The organism is Herbaspirillum sp. Her3 (assembly GCF_057961275.1).
The window spans coordinates 4,108,421-4,129,433 of the sequence record NZ_CM176328.1; the positions used below are offsets into that span (position 1 = coordinate 4,108,421).

Below are 21,013 nucleotides of genomic sequence, written 5' to 3' on the forward strand. Positions count from 1 at the left end.
TGAACTCAGAGCACCCTGGCCGCGATGCGCTGGGCCATGGTGCGCGCCAGTTCGGCGTCTTCGGCCTCCACCATCACGCGGATCAGCGGTTCGGTCCCGGACGGGCGCAGCAATACGCGGCCACGCTCGCCCAGCTCTTCTTCCACGGCAGCCTGTTCGGCTTGCAGGGCGGTGTTGGATTTCCAGTCATAGCCGGCAGGAATCTTCACATTGATGAGCGACTGCGGATACAGCGTGATGTCGCCGGTCATCTGCGCCAGGGTCTTGTCAGCGCGCTTGAGGGCGCACAGGACCTGCAACGCCGAGACGATGCCATCGCCGGTGGTGTGCTTGTCCAGCGCCAGCAGGTGGCCGGAGCCTTCGCCGCCGAGCAGCCAGCCCTTTTCCAGCAGAACTTCCAGCACGTAGCGGTCGCCCACCTTGGCGCGCGCAAAGGGCACCCCCAGCTTCTTGAAGGCCACTTCGAGGGCCATGTTGGTCATCAGCGTACCCACGGCACCATCGACCGGGCCGGTGGCCAGGCGATCCTTGACCATCAGGTAAAGCAACTCATCGCCGTTGTAGATGCGGCCGCTGCCATCGACCATGATGAGACGGTCGGCATCGCCGTCCAGCGCAATGCCCAGGTCGGCACGGTATTCGCGCACCGACGCCACCAGCGCCTTGGGGGCGGTGGCGCCGCAATCTTCGTTGATGTTCAGGCCATCGGGCTGGTTGCCGATGGTGATGACTTCCGCGCCCAGTTCGTGGAACACGTGCGGGGCAATGTTGTAGGCGGCGCCGTTGGCACAGTCCACCACCAGGCGCATGCCGCGCAGGTCCATGGCGCTGGGGAAGGTGCTCTTGCAGAATTCGATGTAGCGGCCGGCGGCATCCGACAGGCGGCGGGCCTTGCCCAACTTTTCGGAAGGCACGCACTCCATGGGCTGCTCCAGGGCCGCTTCGATGTCGGCCTCGACCTGATCCGGCAGCTTGTTGCCCTTGGCCGAGAAGAACTTGATGCCATTGTCCTGGTAGGGATTGTGCGAGGCCGAGATCACCACACCGGCCGACAGGCGCTGCGCCCGCGTCAGGTAGGCCACGGCCGGAGTCGGCAGGGGGCCGGCCAGCCAGACGTCCACGCCGGCAGCGGCGAAACCGGCTTCCAGCGCGGCTTCCAGCATGTAGCCGGAAATACGGGTGTCCTTGCCGATCAGCACCGTCGGACGGGCCACGCCATCCTTGGACTTGGCCAGCACCTTGCCGGCCGCATAGCCCAGGCGCATGACGAAATCAGGCGTAATGGGTGCCACGCCGACGCGGCCGCGCACGCCATCGGTGCCGAAGTATTTTCCTGCCATGTTGATCCTTTATCGCTTATCGGTGTCGTGCAGGCCAGCGCGAGCGCCCCGGCCTGTCTCCCATGAAATGATGTGTTGATGCTTGATTTTCTGTCACGTCCCCGCGCACATCGCCGCATCCATCAAATGTCGCCGCGCCCGGCCTGCCACATGGCCAGCGCATCGACCGTCTCGGCCACGTCGTGCACCCGGATGATCATTGCGCCCTGCTGCGCAGCCGCCAGCGCCGCGCCGATGCTGCCGGCCATGCGGCGCTCCAGCGGCTTGCCGGTGACTGCGCCGATCATGGACTTGCGCGACATGCCCGCCAGCAGCGGCAGGTCCAGCGTGTCGATCAGGCGGCGCGTGCTTTTGAGCAAAGCCAGATTATGCTCCACAGTCTTGCCAAAACCAAAACCTGGATCAATGCAGATGCGTTCACGTCCGATGCCGGCCGCGCGCATCAGATCGACCTGGGTCTGCAGGAATTGCGCGACCTCTGTCACTACATCTTCATATAGGGGTTCTTGCTGCATGGTCTGCGGCTGGCCTTGCATGTGCATCACGCACAGGCCGGCTTCGCTGTCCTTGACGGCATCGATGGCGCCCTCGGCGCGAAAACCGTTGATGTCATTGATCATGTCCACCTCGGCTGCCAGGGCTTCGCGCATGACGGCGGGCTTGTAGGTGTCCAGCGAAAGCGGCTTGCCGCAGTCGCGCAGGGCGTAGATCATGGGCATGACGCGCTCCAGCTCTTCCTGCAGCGACAGCGGGGCAATGCCGGGACGGGTGGATTCGCCGCCGATGTCGATGATGTCCACGCCATCGGCGATCATCTGTTCAGCGTGGGTGAGTGCCAGTTCGAGCGAATGATGGCGGCCGCCATCGGAGAAGGAATCGGGCGTCACGTTGAGGATGCCCATGACCAGCGGCCGGCGGCCAGGCTGGACCGGCAGGCGGAACCTGCCGCATTTGAGGAAAGCTTGCGTCATCTTGCTTCTGTGGGTGAGATGGCTGCGGCGGTCACGGCAAGCGCACCGCCGGGTGGCGGCAGCATGATACACCGCCGATTGGCCACTCTTACACTTTTGTCCAGCAAGAACGCCCTTCCCTGCAAGGTTTTTCACATTCTGCAGGGCTCTGCGGCATTTTCGCCGCACCCAAAGAAAAAGGTGAGGATCGCTCCTCACCTTCATCGGGACTGCTACATCAGGCGTTCAAGCCTCGCCTCTTGCTCTGGCGCCCTCAAGCCGGGGCGGTGGCGTTGGGCGAAACGTCGCCGGAACGATTGCCGTCCGAGGGCGACTTCTTGACCGGCGTACCGTTGCGCGGCGGACGCGGCTCGTCGCCGTTCATGATGTCGTTGACCTGATCGGCGTCCAGGGTTTCCCATTCCAGCAGGGCCTTGGCCATGACGTCGACCTTCTCGCGGTTTTCTTCCAGCAGGCGGCGGGCCAGGGCGTATTGCTCGTCCAGGATGCTGCGGATTTCAGCATCCACCTTTTGCTGGGTGGCTTCGGAAACGGTCTTGGAAGACATGCGGCCGAAGTAGGCGTCCTGTTCCGAATCTTCATACACCATGGTGCCCAGGGTCACGGACATGCCGTAGCGGGTGACCATGGCGCGGGCCAGCTTGGTGGCGCGCTCGAAATCGTTGGAAGCGCCGGTGGACATCTGGTGCATGAAGATTTCTTCAGCGATACGACCACCGAAGAGGATCGAGATCTCTTCCAGCATCTTGTCCTTGTACATGTTCACGCGGTCATGTTCCGGCAGCTGCCAGGTCAGGCCCAGGGCATAGCCACGCGGCATGATGGTGACCTTGTGGACCGGATCGGCCTTGGGCAGCAGCTTGGCGACCACGGCGTGGCCGGACTCGTGGTAGGCGGTGTTGCGGCGTTCTTCTTCGCGCATCACGGCCGACTTGCGTTCCGGACCCATGACGATCTTGTCCTTGGCATCTTCGAAGTCCTGCATTTCCACCAGGCGCTTGTTGCGGCGCGCAGCGAACAGGGCGGCTTCGTTGACCAGGTTGGCCAGGTCGGCACCGGAGAAACCGGGGGTGCCACGGGCCAGGATGTCGGCCTTGACGTCAGGCGCGATGGGCACCTTGCGCATGTGGACGTACAGGATCTGTTCGCGGCCGCGGATGTCGGGCAGGCCGACCATCACCTGGCGGTCGAAGCGGCCCGGACGCAGCAGCGCCTTGTCCAGCACGTCGGCGCGGTTGGTGGCGGCGATCACGATGACGCCGGAGTTGGCTTCGAAGCCATCCATCTCCACCAGCATCTGGTTCAGGGTCTGTTCACGTTCATCGTTGCCGCCGCCCATGCCGGCACCACGATGGCGGCCAACGGCGTCGATTTCGTCGATGAAGATGATGCAGGGAGCGTGCTTCTTGGCGTTCTCGAACATGTCGCGCACACGGGAGGCACCGACACCGACGAACATTTCCACGAAGTCCGAACCCGAAATGGTGAAGAACGGCACCTTGGCTTCGCCAGCGATGGCGCGGGCCAGCAGGGTCTTGCCGGTACCCGGGGGGCCGACCATCAGCACGCCGTGGGGAATGCGGCCGCCCAGCTTCTGGAACTTGGTCGGATCACGCAGGAACTCGACCAGCTCCTGCACTTCTTCCTTGGCTTCGTCGCAACCGGCGACGTCGGCGAAGGTGACCGAATTGCTGTTTTCATCCAGCATGCGCGCCTTCGACTTGCCGAAGGAGAACGCGCCGCCCTTGCCACCGCCCTGCATCTGGCGCATGAAGAAGATCCAGACGCCGATCAGCAGCAGCATCGGGAACCAGGAAATGAAGATTTGCGACAGGAAGGATTGTTCTTCCGGCTGGCGCACGTCGAACTTCACGCCATTGTTGAGCAGGTCGCCCACCAGGCCGCGGTCCAGGATGGTGGTCGCGGTCTTGACCTTGGTGCCGTCCTGGGTGGTCGCGATGATGTTGCGATCCTCGATGGTCGCATCCTTGATGTGTCCGGCCTTGACCTCGGAGATGAAGTCCGAATACGCGATCGGCTTGGCGTTGGTCGCCAGGCTGCGGTTGTCGAACTGTTTAAACACCATAAACAGCACGAGCGCGATGACTACCCAGATGGCAGCCTTGGAAAACATATTGTTCACTGGAACTCCTCCGACGCCTGGGCGCCACGTTGCCTTTGTATTGCCCGATTTTACCCGGATTCAACCACCCTTACACGGAAAACCGCCGTCCGTCCCGCCTCGCCCTGCCGCTCTGTGCCGCGGCGCAACGCACAACAGCGCGTCACGTCGGCTGCAGCCGGACTTGCTTGCCAATCCGACATCAGCAGTGCGGCTGGCGGAGAAGACATTCTTGTTTGACGATTCAGGCAATCTACCGATTTACAAAAATCGATATAAGGCTGAAATCGAGCAAAACAAGGCAGGAAAATTCACTAAATTGCCGGGTTTCCAGCAGATTTTGCGCCTGATTGCGGGGAATGGAACGGCTCTGCGTCAACTTTAACCGAATTAACTGCGAGGATTTTTCAGGATTTTCCCTAGCAGAAAGATTTCGGAGGACTTGTCGCGGCTGGCCTTGGGCTTCTTGGACATCACCGTCTTGAATTCCGCCCGGAATTTGTGCACCAGTTCGTTGTAGCCGGTCCCGTTGAAACACTTGACCAGCAAAGAGCCGCCGGGTTTCATGTGCAGTTGCGCAAAATCGATGGCCAGATCGATCAGGTACTCCACCCGCGCGGCATCGGCAATGGCCACGCCCGACAGGTTGGGCGCCATGTCCGACAGCACCAGGTCGGCCTTGCGGCCGTCCAGCACCGCTTCCAGCTGGCGCACCGGCTCGTCTTCGCGGAAGTCGCCCTGGATGTAGTGGACATCCGCAATCGGGTCCATGGGCAGGATATCCAGCCCGATGATGGTGCCGTGGATGCCGCCGCCCTCGGCGCCGGCCAGCTTGTTGCGCACGTACTGGCACCAGCTGCCGGGAGTGCAGCCGAGGTCGACGATGACCTGCCCGGGCTTGATCAGGCGCTCTTCCTCGTCGATTTCCTTGAGCTTGTAGGCGGCGCGCGCACGATAGCCCTCCTTCTGTGCCAGCTTCACATAAGGGTCATTGATATGGTCATGCAACCAGTTTTTGTTCAGTTTGTTCTTTGCCATTCGCGTAGAATACTGGTTTTATCTCATTGAGGGACAACTTGGCGCCGCCGAGACATCGTCCCGAACCTGCACTCCCATGTTGAATTTGACTCCCGCCGAGCGCAGCGAACTGCGCGCCCAGGCCCATGCCTTGAACCCTGTCGTGATGGTTGGCGAAAGTGGCCTGTCCGAATCCGTGATGAAGGAAATCGACAAGAGCCTCAACGCCCACGGCCTGATCAAGGTCCGCGTCTTCGGCGATGACCGCGAAGCCCGCATCGCGATCTACGAAACCATCTGCGCCGAGCTCAAGGCCGCGCCGGTACAACACATCGGCAAGCTGCTGGTGCTGTACCGCCCGCAAAAGGACGAAGGCAAGAAAGCCGCTGCCGGCGCCAAGGGCGGCCTGCGCGAAGTGACCATCGTCAAGTCGCACGCCACCAAGCGCCCTTCCGTGAGCAAGGTCATGCTCAAGGGCAACGAACGCATCACCGCCGGTGGCCTGGTCAAGAAGGCCAAGCCGCGCCAACGCAGCACCAAGAAGAGCGCCGGCTGATCACCGCCTGGGGCTACGGCCCATAAAACAGAATGCCCGCTGATGCGGGCATTTTCATTTCCGGCTCGTCGGTGTTGCAGCTAGGGCCTGTTCACCGCAGCGGCCGCCCTGCATCCTGCACGGGCGGCCGCTGCAGGCCACGTCAGACGTAGCGCACTTCCAGGATTTCGTATTCCTTCAGGCCCGACGGGGCTTCCACGGCCACGACGTCACCGGCGCTCTTGCCGATCAGGGCACGGGCGATGGGCGAGGTCACGGAGACCTTGGATTCCTTGATGTCGGCTTCGTCCAGCCCGACGATCTGGTAGGTCACCTTCTCGCCGCTGTCCAGGTTTTCCAGGTCCACGGTGGAGGCGAAGACCACGCGGCCCTCCGCGTTCAGTTCGGCCGGGTCGACGATCTGGGCCGCGCCCAGCTTGCCTTCCAGGTCAGCGATGCGGCCTTCGATGAAGGCCTGGCGCTCCTTGGCCGACTCGTATTCGGCGTTTTCGGACAAGTCGCCCTGTGCGCGCGCTTCGGCGATCGCATTGATGACTTCCGGGCGGTCTTTGGTTTTCAAACGGTGCAATTCTTCCTTCAGAAGTTCGGCGCCACGCTTGGTAAGGGGAACTGTGCTCATAAGTCTCTTGCTCAAGGTTAGGGTTACACGGAAGACGCATCCAAGGTCCGCCGGCCGGTGAACACGCAAAAGGAGAACCTCGCCGCCAACCTGGCGGACAAGCATCGTCATTACGGGAACAGTCTGGCTGGTGAACGGACCGTTGCTGCAGGATTCCGTCAGCTCTTCAACAACACGCGCTCTGACCCAGAGCCGCTAAGGACATGACACCACGCCAGACTGCACGATGGCGTGGCATGGCGGCGTCATGTCCTTAGCGTCCCCGGACGCATCTGCCCTGCAACATTGGAGTGTTGTGGCCGCAGGGTGTCGTCCAAAAGTCAGAGAGGGCATCGATTGCTCAGATGCCCTCTTTGCCTGCTGGCGTCAACTAAAGCCAGCAAAAATCACGTGTTGTGGGTTTAGTGTATAGCTTTATGCAGGCCTTGTAAATCGTAGACGTCCAGGGCGTCCAGATGGCGCATGCCTTCCACTGCGGCTTCGGCACCGGCGATGGTGGTGAAGGTGGTCACGCGGGCGGCCAGGGCCGAGGTACGGATCGCTCCGGAGTCGGCAATGGCGTTGCGCTTTTCTTCAACGGTATTCACCACCAGGGCGATCTCGTTGTTCTTGACCATATCCACGACGTGCGGACGGCCTTCCACCACCTTGTTGACGGTGGCCACCGGGATGCCGGCCGCACTGATGGAAGCAGCCGTACCCTTGGTGGCGACAATCGAGAAGCCCAGCGCCACCAGGTCGCGCGCCACTTGCACGGCACGCGGCTTGTCGCTGTTCTTCACCGACAGGAAGACCTTGCCCGACTTCGGCAGCTTCACGCCGGCACCCATCTGCGACTTCACGAAGGCTTCGCCGAAGGTCTTGCCCACACCCATGACTTCGCCGGTGGACTTCATCTCGGGGCCGAGGATGGTATCCACGCCCGGGAACTTCACGAAGGGGAAAACGGCTTCCTTGACGCTGTAGTAAGGTGGCACCACTTCGTTCTTGATGCCCTGGCTGTCCAGCGACTGGCCGACCATGCAGCGCGCGGCGATCTTGGCCAGTTGCAGGCCGGTGGCCTTGGAGACGAAGGGCACGGTGCGCGATGCACGCGGGTTCACTTCCAGCACGAAGACAGTATCGACGGTCTTGCCATCGACTTCATTTTGCTGGATGGCGAACTGCACGTTCATCAGGCCGACCACGTTCAGGCCCTTGGCCATCAGTGCGGTCTGGCGCTTCAGTTCCTCGATGGTGTCCTTGGACAGCGAATACGGCGGCAGCGAGCAGGCCGAGTCGCCCGAGTGCACGCCGGCCTGTTCGATGTGTTCCATCACGCCGCCGATGAAGGTACGTTCACCGTCGGAGAGGCAATCCACGTCCACTTCGATGGCATCATTCAGGAAACGGTCCAGCAACACCGGCGAATCATGCGAGACCTTGACGGCTTCGCGCATGTAGCGCTCCAGGTCACGCTGCTCGTGGACGATTTCCATGGCGCGGCCACCCAGCACGTAGGACGGGCGCACCACCAGCGGGTAACCGATTTCCTGCGCCAGTTGCAGCGCATCGGCTTCGGTACGGGCGGTACGGTTGGGCGGCTGGCGCAGGCCGAGGTCCTGCAGCAGCTTCTGGAAGCGCTCGCGGTCTTCGGCGGCGTCGATCATGTCGGGCGAGGTGCCGACGATGGGCACGCCATTGGCTTCCAGATCCAGCGCCAGCTTCAGCGGGGTCTGGCCGCCGTACTGGACGATCACGCCGACCGGCTTTTCCTTGTCGACGATTTCCAGCACGTCTTCCAGCGTCACCGGCTCGAAGTACAGGCGGTCGGAAGTGTCGTAGTCGGTCGAGACGGTTTCCGGGTTGCAGTTGACCATGATGGTTTCGTAACCGTCATCGCGCATCGCCAGTGCCGCGTGCACGCAGCAGTAGTCGAACTCGATGCCCTGGCCGATACGGTTCGGGCCACCGCCCAGCACCATGATCTTCTTCTTGTCGGTCGGGTTGGATTCGCACTCTTCGTCATAGGTCGAATACATGTAGGCGGTATCGGTCGAGAACTCGCCCGCACAGGTATCGACGCGCTTGAAGACCGGACGCACACCCAGCTTCTTGCGCTGTTCGCGCACGGCGGTGTCGGTGGTCTTCAACAGCTTGGCCAGGCGGCGATCCGAGAAGCCCTTCTGCTTCAGCTGGAACAGGGTCGCCTTGTCCAGCGACTCCAGCGCCACATCCTTTTCCAGCCACAGTTCGATGTCGACGATCTCCTTGATCTGCGACAGGAACCACGGGTCAATGTGGGTCAGATTGTGCACTTCTTCCAGCGAGAAGCCTTGGGCGAAGGCATCGCCCACGTACCAGATGCGGTCCGGACCGGGTTCACCGAGTTCCTTCTCGATGATTTCGCGGTCGGTGGTCTTTTCGTTCATACCGTCCACACCCACCTCCAGGCCGCGCAGGGCTTTCTGGAAGGATTCCTGGAAGGTACGGCCGATGGCCATGACTTCACCCACGGACTTCATCTGGGTGGTCAGGTGCTTGTCGGCCTGCGGGAATTTCTCGAAGGTGAAACGCGGGATCTTGGTCACCACGTAGTCGATGGACGGCTCGAAGGACGCCGGGGTCGCGCCACCGGTGATCTCGTTGCGCAGTTCGTCGAGCGTGAAGCCCACGGCCAGCTTGGCGGCGATCTTGGCGATCGGAAAGCCCGTGGCCTTGGAAGCCAGCGCCGAGGAGCGCGAGACGCGCGGGTTCATTTCGATGACGATCATGCGGCCATCAGCCGGGTTGACCGAGAACTGCACGTTGGAGCCGCCCGTATCCACACCGATTTCACGCAGCACCGCCAGCGAGGCGTTACGCATGATCTGGTATTCCTTGTCGGTCAGCGTCTGTGCCGGTGCGACCGTGATGGAGTCACCGGTGTGCACGCCCATCGGATCCAGGTTTTCGATGGAGCAGACGATGATGCAGTTGTCCGCCTTGTCGCGGACCACTTCCATTTCGTATTCCTTCCAGCCGATCAGCGATTCCTCGATCAGCAATTCGGACGTCGGCGAGGCTTCCAGGCCGCGCTTGCAGATGGTTTCGAATTCCTCGGCGTTGTAGGCGATGCCGCCACCGGTGCCGCCCATGGTGAAGGACGGACGGATGATGACCGGGAAACCGATGGTCTTCTGCACTGCCCACGATTCTTCCATCGTGTGCGACACGCCCGAACGGGCCGAACCCAGGCCGATCTTGGTCATCGCTTCCTTGAACTTGGAGCGGTCCTCGGCCTTGTCGATGGCTTCCGGGGTGGCGCCGATCAGTTCGACCTTGTACTTTTCCAGCACGCCGTGGCGGTGCAGGTCCAGCGCGCAGTTCAGCGCGGTCTGGCCGCCCATGGTCGGCAGGATGGCGTCAGGCTTTTCCTTGGCGATGATGCGCTCGACAGCTTGCCAGGTGATCGGCTCGATGTAGGTGGCATCGGCCATTTCCGGGTCGGTCATGATGGTGGCCGGGTTGCTGTTGACCAGGATGACCTTGAAACCTTCTTCACGCAGGGCCTTGCAGGCCTGGGCGCCGGAATAGTCGAATTCGCAGGCCTGGCCGATGATGATCGGGCCAGCGCCAATGATCAGGATGCTTTTGATGTCAGTACGCTTAGGCATTTTGTTTCTTCTCCATCATCGCCACGAACTTGTCGAACAGGGGAGCGATGTCATGCGGTCCAGGGGATGCTTCGGGGTGGCCCTGGAAGCAGAAAGCAGGTTTGTCGGTACGCTCGAAGCCTTGCAGCGAGCCATCGAAGAGCGACACATGGGTCACGCGGCAGTTGGCCGGCAGGGTCGCCTGGTCCACGGCGAAACCGTGGTTCTGCGAGGTGATCATCACCTGCTTGCTGTCCAGATCCTGCACCGGGTGGTTGGCGCCGTGGTGGCCGAACTTCATCTTGAGGGTCTTGGCACCGGAGGCCAGGGCCATGATCTGGTGACCCAGGCAGATGCCGAAGGTCGGGATACCGCGCTCGATCAGCTCCTTGGAAGCGGCGATGGCGTAATCACAGGGTTCCGGATCGCCAGGACCGTTGGAGAGGAAGATGCCGTCGGGATTGAGGGCCAGTGCTTCGGCCGCGGTGGCTTGCGCCGGCAGCACGGTGACCTTGCAGCCGCGCTCGGCCAGCATGCGCAGGATGTTGTACTTGACGCCGTAATCGAAGGCGACCACGTGGAATTTCGGCGTGATCTGCTGGCCATAGCCGCGACCCAGGCGCCATTCGGTCTCGGTCCAGTTGTAGGCTTTCCGGGTGGAGACCACCTTGGCCAGGTCCATGCCGGCCAGGCCGGGGAAGGCGCGCGCCAGTTCCAGTGCCTTGGCGGTAGCCGCAGCGATATCGGCTTCACCTGCCACGATGGCGCCGTTCTGCGCGCCCTTCTCGCGCAGGATGCGGGTCAGCTTGCGGGTATCGATGCCGGCGATGGAGACGATGTTGCCTTCCTTCAGGTAATCCGACAGGGATTGCTGGCTGCGGAAGTTCGACAGCAGGCGCGGCAGGTCCTTGATGATGAGGCCGGCGGCGTGGATCTGCGCGGCTTCGACGTCTTCACGGTTCACGCCCGTGTTGCCGATGTGCGGATAAGTGAGGGTGACGATCTGGCGGCTGTAGCTGGGATCGGTCAGGATTTCCTGGTAGCCGGTCATCGCGGTATTGAAGACCACCTCACCGGTGGTATTGCCTGCGGCGCCGATGGAAAAACCTTGGAAGACAGACCCGTCTGCGAGCGCGAGGACGGCCGGAATCGCGGGACCGGAAAGAAGAGGCAGCAAGGGTAACTCCTGAGATTGTTACCGCCGCGGCTGGATGACCGGAAGACCTTTGCGCGCCAAACCGACCCGCGCGAACACCCCGACTCATTCAGTACGGAAGCGTGGCAGGGCCTGTTGGGAACGAGGAAGAGGAATGGGTATGCGCTACGGCGGATAAAATTGGCTAAACCGCTCGATTATAGCGCAAAAGCTACCCTCCGGCAAATCGTAGATTGCCGAAAGTTGGCGTAAAGATGCACCGAAATGGGGTGCAACAAGAAGGGAAACGCCGGCAGGCAGGGCTGCCGGCGTGGCGGGAATTACAGGCCCAGGGCAGCGATACCGGCCTTGGCGATCTGCACGTCTTCCGAGGACTTCACGCCCGAAACGCCCACGGCGCCGACGTAGTGGCCATCGACCACCACCGGCACGCCGCCTTCGAGCAGGCCATCCAGGCCAGGGGCGCTCAGGAAGGACACGCGGCCGTTGTTGATCATGTCTTCATAGATCTTGCTTTCGCGGCGGCCCAGCGCGGCGGTGCGGGCCTTGGCCGGAGCGATCTGGGACGAGATCGGCGCGGCGCCGTCCATGCGCTGCAGCCACAGCAGGTGGCCGCCATCATCGACCACCGAGATGGCCACGTTCCAGTTGTTGGCACGGGCTTCGGCTTCAGCGCCGGCAGCGATCTTCTTGACGTCATCCAGCGACAGGAACGGTTTGGTTTGCATGTTTGCTCCGATAGGCAGAAAAAAATGAACGCTGATTGTACGGCCAGAAAGTCTTTTTTGACATCCTGCCCGGCAAACTCATCTTTAGGCCAAAGATGAAGTTTCTTGCATGACATCTGCCCTGCCTGCGGACTTTTTCGTGCGGCAAGGAAACTTTTTCCCAAAACGTAAATCTTTTACCCGAATTATTTTCCTGCCCTGCGTAGGAGGAACCCTTACGGGAAGAAGCCGTCGAAAACACCGCTTTTGCCCCGGAAATACGCCCGGCCCGGCAAGCTGGCACGAATCCAGCTTTTGACAAGCCGTAAGATTTACCTTACAGTCCCGCAATCCTATTTTGAGAGGATCCCGATGACCCTACGCCGATCTGACCGAATCCGACGACAAACCGCTCGCGCATGCGCGCTGGCGGCCGGCCTCTGGATCAGTGCATCGGCTTGTTCCGCTGACCTTTCCCTGGCAGCGCAGGATCTTCCCCCTCCCCAGGCAACATCGCCCCAAGCCCAGCAGCTCATCAGCAAGACCAATCTGGCGATCGCCCGCCTGCAAGACATCACCAACCGCGCTTCCGAACTGGCCACCCAGGCCCTGGCCATGCTGGGCATCAATTACCGCTACGGCGGCAATTCGCCCGATACGGGCCTGGATTGCAGCGGCCTGGTCCGTTACGTCTTCAAGGAAGCATGGGGCACCGACCTGCCGCGCACCTCGCTGGAAATCAGCCGTGTGGGTGAAAAGATCGGCAGCGACAACCTGCAGCCGGGCGACCTGGTGTTCTACAACACGCTGCGCCGTGGCTTCTCGCACGTGGGCATCTACCTGGGCGATGGCAAGTTCATCCACTCCCCCTCGGCCGGTGGCCAGGTGCGCATCGAGAGCATGGACGAGTCCTACTGGAAGAAGCGCTTCAATGGTGCACGCCGCATCATCGCCGGTGACGACGACGAGCAGAAATGATCACCATCACGGTGCACACCGCATAGCAAAAGGCCGCTGGATCAGCGGCCTTTTTATTTCCTTCATATTCCCGCGAAAAACGGCTGAACCATCAATTCCCGGTGGTCATCAGCTTCAGCTTGCGCTTGATCTCGGGCATGGCCGCCGTGGCCGCCTGCTCGCCGGCCAGGATAGCCATGTTGCGGCTGGCGAAGTCGCTGCCCTTCATTGCGCCCAGTGCCGGCTGCAGTACGATGTCGGCATTCTTCAACTCATACTGGTTGATGGTCTGGCCCATGATGGCGAAGGTCTGCAGCAGCACGTCAATGGAGCTGCTGGAAGCCGCCTGCGCCTCCGGATTGGACGAGATGTTGACCGCAATCACGAAATCCGCCCCCATCTGCCGCGCAAAGCGCACCGGCACCGGCGACACCAGCCCGCCATCGACATAGGTGTGGTCCCCGATCCTGACCGACTGGAACACCCCGGGCACCGCCGAGGACGCCCGCACCGCCGTGCCCGCATTGCCGCGCTGGAACAGGATGGGCTGGCCGGTGCGCAGGTCAGTGGCCACCGCGCCGAAGGGAATCTTGAATTTCTCGATGGGGACGTTGTGCACCGCCTTGTTGACGTAGTTCTGCACGCCCTCCCCCTTGATCACGCCACTGACCTTGGCGAACAGCGGCACCGACCAGTCCGAGATGGCCGCTTCATCCATGGCCAGGGCCAGCTTCTGCAAGGCGAAGCCATCGTTGCCGGCCGCATAGAGCGCCCCCACCAGGCTGCCGGCGCTGGTCCCGGCCACCACATCCACGGTGATGCCCTGGGCTTCCAGCGCCTTGATCACGCCGATATGCGCAAAGCCACGCGCCGCCCCGCCGCCCAAGGCTAGGCCGATCTTGATCTTGCGCGACGTGGGCGCGGCCGTCGCGCTGGGCGCCACCGGAGCCATCGCGCCGCTGGTGGCGTTGGCACCGGTCTCCACCGGCTTGGAGGCCGTGCTCCCCGGCAACAGGGACGAGGTACCGCAGGCAGACAGGAGCAAGGCAGAGGCGATGGCCGCAGCCATCAAACGGAAGGAGAAGCGCATGACACGAAGAGTCAGTGACGAAGCCCGACATTGTACTGCAAGCGCCATGGTCGCCCGCAGAGCGCGGCAGGGGGTGGTGTAGAATGCGACCCCCGGCTTTTCGATTCAGTCCAGGCGCCCCCGCGTCACAGTCCCATGAATATCGTCATCAACGAAGAACTGAAGCAGTACATCGATCCCCTCACCCCCAACGAATACGCCGCGCTGGAGCGCAGCCTGCTGGCCGAAGGCTGCCGCGATGCGCTGGTACTGTGGGGCGACGTGCTCATCGATGGTCACAACCGTTACGAAATCTGCAGCAAGTACGATCTGTCCTTCAAGACTATCCAGAACGACAGTTTCCAATCGCTGGAAGACGTGCTGCTGTGGATGATCGATAACCAGCTCGGCCGCCGCAGCGTCTCCGACTTCCAGCGCGGCATGCTGGCCCTGCGCAAGCGTGACATCATCGCCGCCCGCACCAAGGCCGAGGCCAAGCCGGCCAGGAACGCCGACGACGAGAGCGCCGCCACCGAAGGTGCGGCCGCAAGCGAACCCAGCGAGTCCGGCGACGATCCCTGGCATGCCGACGACAACACCGGCCGCATCAAGACCCGCGAAGACATCGCCCGTGCCGCTGGCATCAGCAGCGCCACCATCGGCCAGATCGACCGCATCCGCAAGACCGCCGCGCCCGAGCTGGTGGAGGCCGTGCGCAGCGGTGCCATCTCCATCAATGCCGCCGCGGCCGTGGCGACCCTGCCCAGCCAAGCGCAGGTCAGCGCCGTGGCGGGCGGCAAGAAGGAATTGCGCGAAGCCGCCAAGAAGGTACGCGAACAGAAAGCCGCCACCCGCACCCCGCGCACGCCCAAGGCCGAGGATGGCGCAAGCGAAACAGCCATCCCGCTGGTGGAAGGCCAGGAAAACGAACTGACGGCCACCCTGCGCCGCGAGATCGCTACGCTACAGGCCCGCGTGGCGCGCCTGTCCGAAGAAAACCAGGGCCTGCGTGCCGAGCTGGCCCTGCTCAAGAACACAGCCTCGCAGCAGGACTGAAGCACTCACCCTCATGGCCACCTTCACCCTCGCCCAGCGCGCCGAAATCGAACTGGAGATCCGCAAGAGCCGCTTCATCGGCATCGTCATGCCGGTGCCCGGCCGCGAGGCGGCCATGCAGGAGATCGCAAAGATGCGTGATGCCCATCGCAGCGCCACCCACGTCTGCTGGGCGCTGATGGCCGGTGGCCAGTCGGGCATGTCCGACGATGGCGAACCGTCCGGCACGGCCGGACGCCCGATGCTGGAAGTGCTGCGCCATCACGAACTCGATGGCGTGCTGGCCATGGTGGTGCGCTATTACGGTGGCGTGAAGCTGGGCGCAGGCGGCCTGGTGCGGGCCTACACCGATGCCATCGCCACTGCGCTCAAGAGTACGGAACGCACCGAACGCGTGGCCCAGGCCGAGATCGAGATCGGCGTAGTCTATTCAGCCGAACCGCAGCTGCGCCACTGGCTGGCCCAGCAGAAATACGAACTGCTGGCCAGCCGCCACGACACCCTGGCCCACCTTCATCTGCGCCTGCCCGAGGCGGCGCTGTCGCAGGCAGAAGAAGCCATCCGCCGGCTCTCTTCGAACGCTGAGATCAAACGCATCATCTGATCCATGCGTGCACGCAAACCCGGCGCTGGCGCACGCGACCACAGCATGTCGAACTCGGCCACCAGCAGGTGATAGTCGATTTCACTCAACGAGGCTGACTCATCCATGACCGCCTCAACGATGGCGGGTCAAGCTGTGCGCCAAGCCTATCGCGGCCCCCGGCGCCAATGTGAACAGCGCCAGGAGCACCCAGGCTGTGCGGGCAGTCGTGTCGCCCCCCTCGCCCAGCCCGCACTGGTTGGCAATAAGCCCAGCCAGCGCCGCCCCCAGGGCCATGGCAAAGAGCTGCACGGTGGTGATGGCCGCCGAGGTGAGATTCTCCTCGCCTGGCCGCGCCGCATGCAGCGCCCGCGCCACCAGATGCGGCCATCCCATGCCGATACCCAGTCCGCTCGCCCCCAGCGCCAGCACGATCAAGCCATCGGCCAGCAGGCCGGAGGGCAACAGCTGCGCCGGCATCAACAGCGCCAGAGCCGCCATTGACAGCGCCATCAGGCAGGGCCCGAGACGGATCATGCGCAAGGCGGCCTGCCCGCCCAGCCCCGAGCCGCCCAGCGAACCCAGGCTCCAGCCCGCCGCCATGGCGGCCGTCGCATAACCGGCGGCCAGCGGGGTATAGCCATGCAAGGTCTGCAGGAAGTAAGGCAGGAAGATTTCCACGCAACTGCCGATCACCAGCAAGGCGATGCAGGCCATCACCGCGCCCATCACGGTGCGCGGCCGATAGGCCTCGCGCGGCAAGAGGTTGCGACGATACCGCAGATCGATGCGCGCCATCCACAACGCCAGCACTACACCACCCAGCACGCAGGCCAAGGCCAGCCAGCCCCCCTCGGTCTGTGCCGCCAGGGCCACCAGCAGCACCGATCCTGCCAGTAGCAGGATGCGCCCGAACGGCGCCGTCTGCTGCGTCCCTTGCGCTGCCCGCACCACTCCTTTACCCAGTTGCCGCCATACCAGCAGGGCCTGGGCTGCCAGCAGCGGCAACAAGGCAAAAAAGGCCAGACGCCAATACCCGCTGGCCGCAAACAAGCCGCCCACGGCCGGCCCCAGCAGGGTCGAAAGGCCCCACATGCCCGAGACCAGTGCAATGGCACGCGGCCACATCCGCGCTTCAAATACCAGGGCAATGAGCGCATAGCCCAATGCCGCCAGCAGGCCGCCGCCCAGGCCCTGCACGGCACGCCCCGCCAGCATCCCCCCCATTTCGCCGGCGCTGGCGCACAGCATTGCACCCGTGCCGAATACCCCCAGCGCCAGCAGATAGGTCAGGCGCGCGCCCAGTGCCGTCATCAACTTGCCGGTCAGCGCGGAACCGACGATGGAGGCCGCCACGAACAAGGTCACGTTCCAGGCGTAATAGTCCAACCCGCCAATGTCGCGCACAACCGAAGGCAGGATAGTGGTGACGATATGCACATTGATCGCATGAAGAGCCACCCCGCCGGTCAGCGCCACGGCGCGCCAGCGATGCTGCGGCCCAAGCAGTTCACCCCAGCTGGCTGCCGCTGTCGGCACGGAGGCGGGACTGGGGGAAAGGGAGGAAGGAGAAGAATGGGTCATGGCAACGGGCCTTTCTCTATGCAGCATGAGCGATGAACTGCCAGGGGCCGGATCGACAAGGACCGGCCACCAGGATAATATGCAAGTAATTTCTTGCTTAATTACCGCCCATGGTAAAAGCTTTTTTTTAATTAAACAAGTAAACACTTGGAAAATATGACGACCGATGATCGCCCCGCGGCAGACACCGCCCCCAGCACTGCCGAGCGCATCCTGCTCAGGCTCAAGACACGCGGGCCGGCCTCCACTGCGGAGCTGGCAGGAGAATTGCAGATCACCCCGGAAGCGGCGCGCCAGCAATTACAGAAGCTGGCGGCCGAAGGCTTGATCAGCCCGCGCCAGGCCATCAGCCCGGTCCGTGCGGGCCGTCCGCGCCAGGATTGGGAACTGAGCGGCAACGGCCATCGCCGCTTTCCCGATACCCATGCGCAGTTGACGGTGCAATTGATCGGCTCGATCCGACAACTCTTTGGCGAACCCGGCCTGCACAAGCTCATTGAGCAGCGCGAAAAGGACATGCGCGCCGACTACCTGCTGCAGTGCCAGGGCATTACCGCGCTGGCCAAACGGCTGCAAAGGCTGGCCGAATTGCGCAGCGCCGAGGGTTACATGGCCCGGGTGGAAAAGGACGGAAAGGATTGGCTGCTCATCGAGGACCACTGCCCGATCTGCGCCGCTGCCAACAGTTGCCAAGGCTTCTGCCGCTCCGAGCTGCAGCTCTTTGTCGACGTGCTGGGACCGGAGGTGTGCGTCAGCCGGGAGGAACACCTGCCCACCGGGGGCAGGCGCTGTGTCTATCGCATCCAACGCATGGCCGCGCACTGAATCGCGGGCTGCCCCGCGCAGCCGAACTGTGCGAAGATCGCGTGCGCCGCGCAGCCTCGGGGGAGGCCTGGCGGCCACCACCACGCCACCAATCAGGGGAAGCCATGCCACCAGACCAGAGTGATTTCGATCCCGTTCTCTTCATCAAGGACGGCCCGTCAACGCCCTTGCTCGACACTACGCAGTATCCGTACATGCTCAACGAGCGCGGGACAGGCCGCCAAAGCGCGACCGCCAGCGGCGAACTCATCGCGCTGGCACCGGAAGCACCGGCGCTGCAACGCGGCGTGACCTATCGCGACATTGCGCATTGGCAACGCACGGTCACGCCCAAGGACTGGCCCGCCTACGAGATTACCGAATTTGATTTTCGCGTCCCCGAGGTACGCTACGAGCCGCTGCCTGCCACGCCGGAGAACGCCCAGGCCTTCGGCGCCACCCTGCTGCGCAGCGGCCAGTGCCTGCGCTTTGCCTATGACGGCCTGGTCATGGCCGAGTACACCTATGGCAAATGGGCCGGCTATGAATCGCCCTACCTGGGCGATGGCCGCAGTCGCGAGCTGCTGACCTGGAATGCCACCGACCTCGAGTATCACGACTTCGCCCACATCTTCTTTTCACGCGGGCCCGAACCACTGGTGATCACGGTGGCGCGCTGGCGGCCCTACGTCAATGAAATCAGCCTGGCCGACCTGTGGATCGAACCGGGCGACGCCCTGGTGATCCCGCCCAAGCGCATGGCGCCGCCGCCCACCCCGGGCATGAGCGAAGAAGAGAAGCGCCTGCTGGTGGTGGACATGCACAACAACCGCAATTCAGCCCAGGCCTGCCGCCGCTACGACGGTCCGCCCGGCCTGTTGACGGTCACGGTGCTGGGTGATGAACAGGTGATGTCGGCGCCGCTGACCCGTCCTTACTATCACGAAGAAAAACAACCTACCTGGCACGGCATGTTGCGCTAGGGCCGAGCGGCGCGGGCCGGCTCACTGCTGGCCCAGCTCCCGATACAGATCGTTGGCGCGCATGAGGTGCGCACGCATCGCTTCGGCAGCGGCGTCGCCATCATGCGCGGCAATCGCATCGACGATGCGCTGGTGTTCGGTCAGGGTCAGTTCCTCCGCGCCCGGGGCACGCACCAGCGTGATGTAGAACTCGCTGGCCCAGCGGAACATCGATTCCACGATGGAGGGAAAGATGGGATTGCCGCTGATGTCGGCAATCTCGCGATGGAAGGCCATATCGCGCTCAATGAAGTCGTCCAGGTTGACCATCGAGGCCCGGTGCGCGGCGATGGCCTGGCGCAGGCGTGCGATCTGCTCTTCGGTGGCGCGCTCGGCGGCCATGCGGGCGGTACTGGTTTCCAGGAAAACGCGCGCTTCCTTCATATGTTTCAACATGTCCGGCTTGGTACGCAGCAGATGCTGTGCGCCTGCCGCGATCTGTGCGATCAGGCGCTCGGCCGTCGGATCGACCACGCGCGCCCGTTCACCATGGGCAATTTCCACGAAGCCGGAGCGCTCCATGGCCTGCAGCGCTTCGCGCACGGCCGGGCGACCCACCCCGTACTGCTCCATCAGGTCACGTTCGGAGGGCAACTGGGAACCGGGCGGAAATTCGCCCTGGTGGATGCGCGCCATGAGGCGCTCCAGTACTTCCTGGTATAGCTTGCGTCGCTGTATCGGTTCCGGCATGGCTGGCTTGTCTCGTCTCAGATTGTAGGTTTCGTTGGACGCGCACTCTACCACAATCCCGCGCCAGGACTGTGATTGCGGCCGTTGAGCCACGGTTGCGCAGCAGTGATGCGCACTACTGGATTTCACCAGAAATACTGCCCCGCCCTTCGCGTCAGCAGCGCATCGGCCGCTCCCGCAACAAGCGCACAAACGCCTCCCCCGCGCTCGACAACTGCCCACCCTTGCGCGTGACGATGCCAATGGTCTGCGACATCGAGCGCAGCTTCACCGGCAGGATGCGGAGCATGCCGCGCTTGACGAACATCTCCGCCACCGCCGTGGGCAGGATCGACACCATGTCGGTGCCCTGCTGCAACAGCGCCACCGTCACGAAGGTCGAGGCGGTGGAAATCGCATTGCCCGGCATGCTCACCCCGGCCAGGTCCATCTCCCGCTCCAGCACTGCGTGCAAGGGCATGTGGCTGGGATAGGTGACCCAGCGATAGCCGGCCAGCGCCGCCAGACTCATCTGCCTGGCGCGCGGGCGCGCATGGTCGGCCGACACCACCACCGAGAGCGGTTCTTCCGAGAGCGGCTGGTAGTGGTACTTGCCGGGATTGTCCGAGACACTGGCGCGGGCCACCAGCAGATCCAGATGCCCTTCGTCCAGCAGGCTCAGCAATTGCATGCTGGTTTCTTCGACGATCTCGATGGACAGCGCCGGATGGCGCCGCTGCATCGCATCCACCGCCGGCACCACCAGTTCCGGCAGCGCCCCCATGACCGCGCCGATGGCCAGCCGTCCGCCGCGTCCGGAGCGGATCTGCGCCATCTCCTCGCACAGCGAACCGAGGTCGGTGGCCATCAGCCGCGCATAGCGGATCACGCAATGGCCGAACTGATTGGGGATCAGGCCGGATTTGGTGCGCTCGAACAATTGCGCATCCAGCATCGATTCCAGCTCGGCCAGCGACTTGCTGGCCGCCGATTGCGTCATGGCCAGGGCGCTGGAGGCCTTGTGCAGGGACTGGTGATCGTCCAGGGCGATGAGCAATTGCAGCTGCTTCATGCGCAGGCGGGACAGGAGGCTATTGAAGCTTTGCTGGCTGGGCGCGGGTTTCATGGGTGATTCCAAAAAGCGATCACATGATGGAAAGTCTTCAC

General features: G+C 63.0%; 19 protein-coding genes. 7 read left to right on the plus strand and 12 right to left on the minus strand.

Features of this window, described 5'->3' with window-relative positions; all coding sequences use genetic code 11:
• Positions 1-5: 5 nt before the first annotated feature.
• From glmM to ftsH, 3 genes are all read right to left on the minus strand, one after another.
• Positions 6-1,340 carry a phosphoglucosamine mutase gene (gene glmM, locus ACVC5H_RS18795; RefSeq protein ID WP_489619284.1) on the minus strand — a complete coding sequence of 445 codons (1,335 nt, stop codon included), beginning with the start codon at positions 1,338-1,340 and terminating at the stop codon, positions 6-8.
• A gap of 122 nt (positions 1,341-1,462) precedes the next feature.
• Positions 1,463-2,311: a dihydropteroate synthase gene (gene folP / locus ACVC5H_RS18800; RefSeq protein ID WP_489619285.1), complete on the minus strand. Its 849-nt coding sequence runs from the start codon at positions 2,309-2,311 to the stop codon at positions 1,463-1,465.
• 253 nt (positions 2,312-2,564) lie between these two features.
• On the minus strand, positions 2,565-4,454 hold the full coding sequence (gene ftsH / locus ACVC5H_RS18805) for an ATP-dependent zinc metalloprotease FtsH (RefSeq protein WP_489619286.1): 1,890 nt from the start codon (positions 4,452-4,454) through the stop codon (positions 2,565-2,567).
• Positions 4,455-4,617: 163 nt separating this feature from the next.
• Between ftsH and ACVC5H_RS18810 the strand changes: the two genes are divergently transcribed.
• Positions 4,618-4,818: a hypothetical protein gene (locus tag ACVC5H_RS18810; protein WP_489619287.1), complete on the plus strand. Its 201-nt coding sequence runs from the start codon at positions 4,618-4,620 to the stop codon at positions 4,816-4,818.
• Positions 4,819-4,823: 5 nt separating this feature from the next.
• Here the strand turns inward: ACVC5H_RS18810 and ACVC5H_RS18815 are convergent, their stop codons facing one another.
• Positions 4,824-5,471: an RlmE family RNA methyltransferase gene (locus ACVC5H_RS18815; RefSeq protein WP_013233403.1), complete on the minus strand. Its 648-nt coding sequence runs from the start codon at positions 5,469-5,471 to the stop codon at positions 4,824-4,826.
• Between the two features lie 76 nt (positions 5,472-5,547).
• On the opposite strand from ACVC5H_RS18815, the gene yhbY reads away from it, so the two are divergent.
• Positions 5,548-6,006 carry a ribosome assembly RNA-binding protein YhbY gene (gene yhbY / locus ACVC5H_RS18820; protein ID WP_489619288.1) on the plus strand — a complete coding sequence of 153 codons (459 nt, stop codon included), beginning with the start codon at positions 5,548-5,550 and terminating at the stop codon, positions 6,004-6,006.
• Between the two features lie 142 nt (positions 6,007-6,148).
• Here yhbY and greA read toward each other — a convergent pair whose 3' ends face one another.
• The 4 genes from greA to ACVC5H_RS18840 form a co-directional block, all read right to left on the minus strand.
• Positions 6,149-6,625 carry a transcription elongation factor GreA gene (greA, locus tag ACVC5H_RS18825; RefSeq protein ID WP_013233401.1) on the minus strand — a complete coding sequence of 159 codons (477 nt, stop codon included), beginning with the start codon at positions 6,623-6,625 and terminating at the stop codon, positions 6,149-6,151.
• Between the two features lie 401 nt (positions 6,626-7,026).
• The gene (carB, locus tag ACVC5H_RS18830; RefSeq protein WP_489619289.1) at positions 7,027-10,260 is read right to left on the minus strand and encodes a carbamoyl-phosphate synthase large subunit; all 3,234 of its coding nucleotides are present in this window, start codon (positions 10,258-10,260) and stop codon (positions 7,027-7,029) included.
• Positions 10,253-11,416 carry a glutamine-hydrolyzing carbamoyl-phosphate synthase small subunit gene (gene carA / locus ACVC5H_RS18835; protein ID WP_489619290.1) on the minus strand — a complete coding sequence of 388 codons (1,164 nt, stop codon included), beginning with the start codon at positions 11,414-11,416 and terminating at the stop codon, positions 10,253-10,255. Before carA ends, carB begins: the two co-directional genes overlap by 8 nt.
• A 299-nt stretch (positions 11,417-11,715) precedes the next feature.
• Positions 11,716-12,123, minus strand: a complete 408-nt coding sequence (locus ACVC5H_RS18840) for a GlcG/HbpS family heme-binding protein (protein WP_008326828.1) — start codon at positions 12,121-12,123, stop codon at positions 11,716-11,718.
• Positions 12,124-12,474: 351 nt separating this feature from the next.
• Between ACVC5H_RS18840 and ACVC5H_RS18845 the strand changes: the two genes are divergently transcribed.
• Complete coding sequence (locus tag ACVC5H_RS18845) at positions 12,475-13,080, plus strand: C40 family peptidase (protein ID WP_489619291.1); 606 nt, start codon at positions 12,475-12,477, stop codon at positions 13,078-13,080.
• A gap of 91 nt (positions 13,081-13,171) precedes the next feature.
• On the opposite strand, the gene ACVC5H_RS18850 is transcribed toward ACVC5H_RS18845, so the two are convergent.
• Positions 13,172-14,149 carry a patatin-like phospholipase family protein gene (locus ACVC5H_RS18850; protein ID WP_489619292.1) on the minus strand — a complete coding sequence of 326 codons (978 nt, stop codon included), beginning with the start codon at positions 14,147-14,149 and terminating at the stop codon, positions 13,172-13,174.
• A gap of 135 nt (positions 14,150-14,284) precedes the next feature.
• Here ACVC5H_RS18850 and ACVC5H_RS18855 point away from each other — a divergent pair, with 135 nt between their 5' ends.
• The gene (locus tag ACVC5H_RS18855; RefSeq protein WP_489619293.1) at positions 14,285-15,184 is read left to right on the plus strand and encodes a hypothetical protein; all 900 of its coding nucleotides are present in this window, start codon (positions 14,285-14,287) and stop codon (positions 15,182-15,184) included.
• Positions 15,185-15,197: 13 nt separating this feature from the next.
• Complete coding sequence (locus tag ACVC5H_RS18860; protein ID WP_489619294.1) at positions 15,198-15,788, plus strand: IMPACT family protein; 591 nt, start codon at positions 15,198-15,200, stop codon at positions 15,786-15,788.
• A 114-nt stretch (positions 15,789-15,902) separates the two neighbouring features.
• Here ACVC5H_RS18860 and ACVC5H_RS18865 read toward each other — a convergent pair whose 3' ends face one another.
• On the minus strand, positions 15,903-17,351 hold the full coding sequence (locus ACVC5H_RS18865) for an MFS transporter (RefSeq protein ID WP_489619295.1): 1,449 nt from the start codon (positions 17,349-17,351) through the stop codon (positions 15,903-15,905).
• Positions 17,352-17,507: 156 nt separating this feature from the next.
• Here ACVC5H_RS18865 and ACVC5H_RS18870 point away from each other — a divergent pair, with 156 nt between their 5' ends.
• Together ACVC5H_RS18870 and ACVC5H_RS18875 are read left to right on the plus strand one after the other, a co-directional pair.
• A complete protein-coding gene (locus ACVC5H_RS18870; RefSeq protein ID WP_489619296.1) occupies positions 17,508-18,176 on the plus strand; it encodes a helix-turn-helix transcriptional regulator in 669 nt (222 codons plus the stop codon).
• A gap of 104 nt (positions 18,177-18,280) precedes the next feature.
• On the plus strand, positions 18,281-19,138 hold the full coding sequence (locus ACVC5H_RS18875; RefSeq protein WP_489619297.1) for a hypothetical protein: 858 nt from the start codon (positions 18,281-18,283) through the stop codon (positions 19,136-19,138).
• Positions 19,139-19,159: 21 nt separating this feature from the next.
• Here the strand turns inward: ACVC5H_RS18875 and ACVC5H_RS18880 are convergent, their stop codons facing one another.
• A complete protein-coding gene (locus ACVC5H_RS18880; RefSeq protein WP_489619298.1) occupies positions 19,160-19,867 on the minus strand; it encodes a transcriptional regulator NanR in 708 nt (235 codons plus the stop codon).
• A gap of 154 nt (positions 19,868-20,021) precedes the next feature.
• Positions 20,022-20,972, minus strand: a complete 951-nt coding sequence (locus ACVC5H_RS18885; protein WP_489619299.1) for a LysR family transcriptional regulator — start codon at positions 20,970-20,972, stop codon at positions 20,022-20,024.
• Between the last annotated feature and the right edge of the window lie 41 nt (positions 20,973-21,013).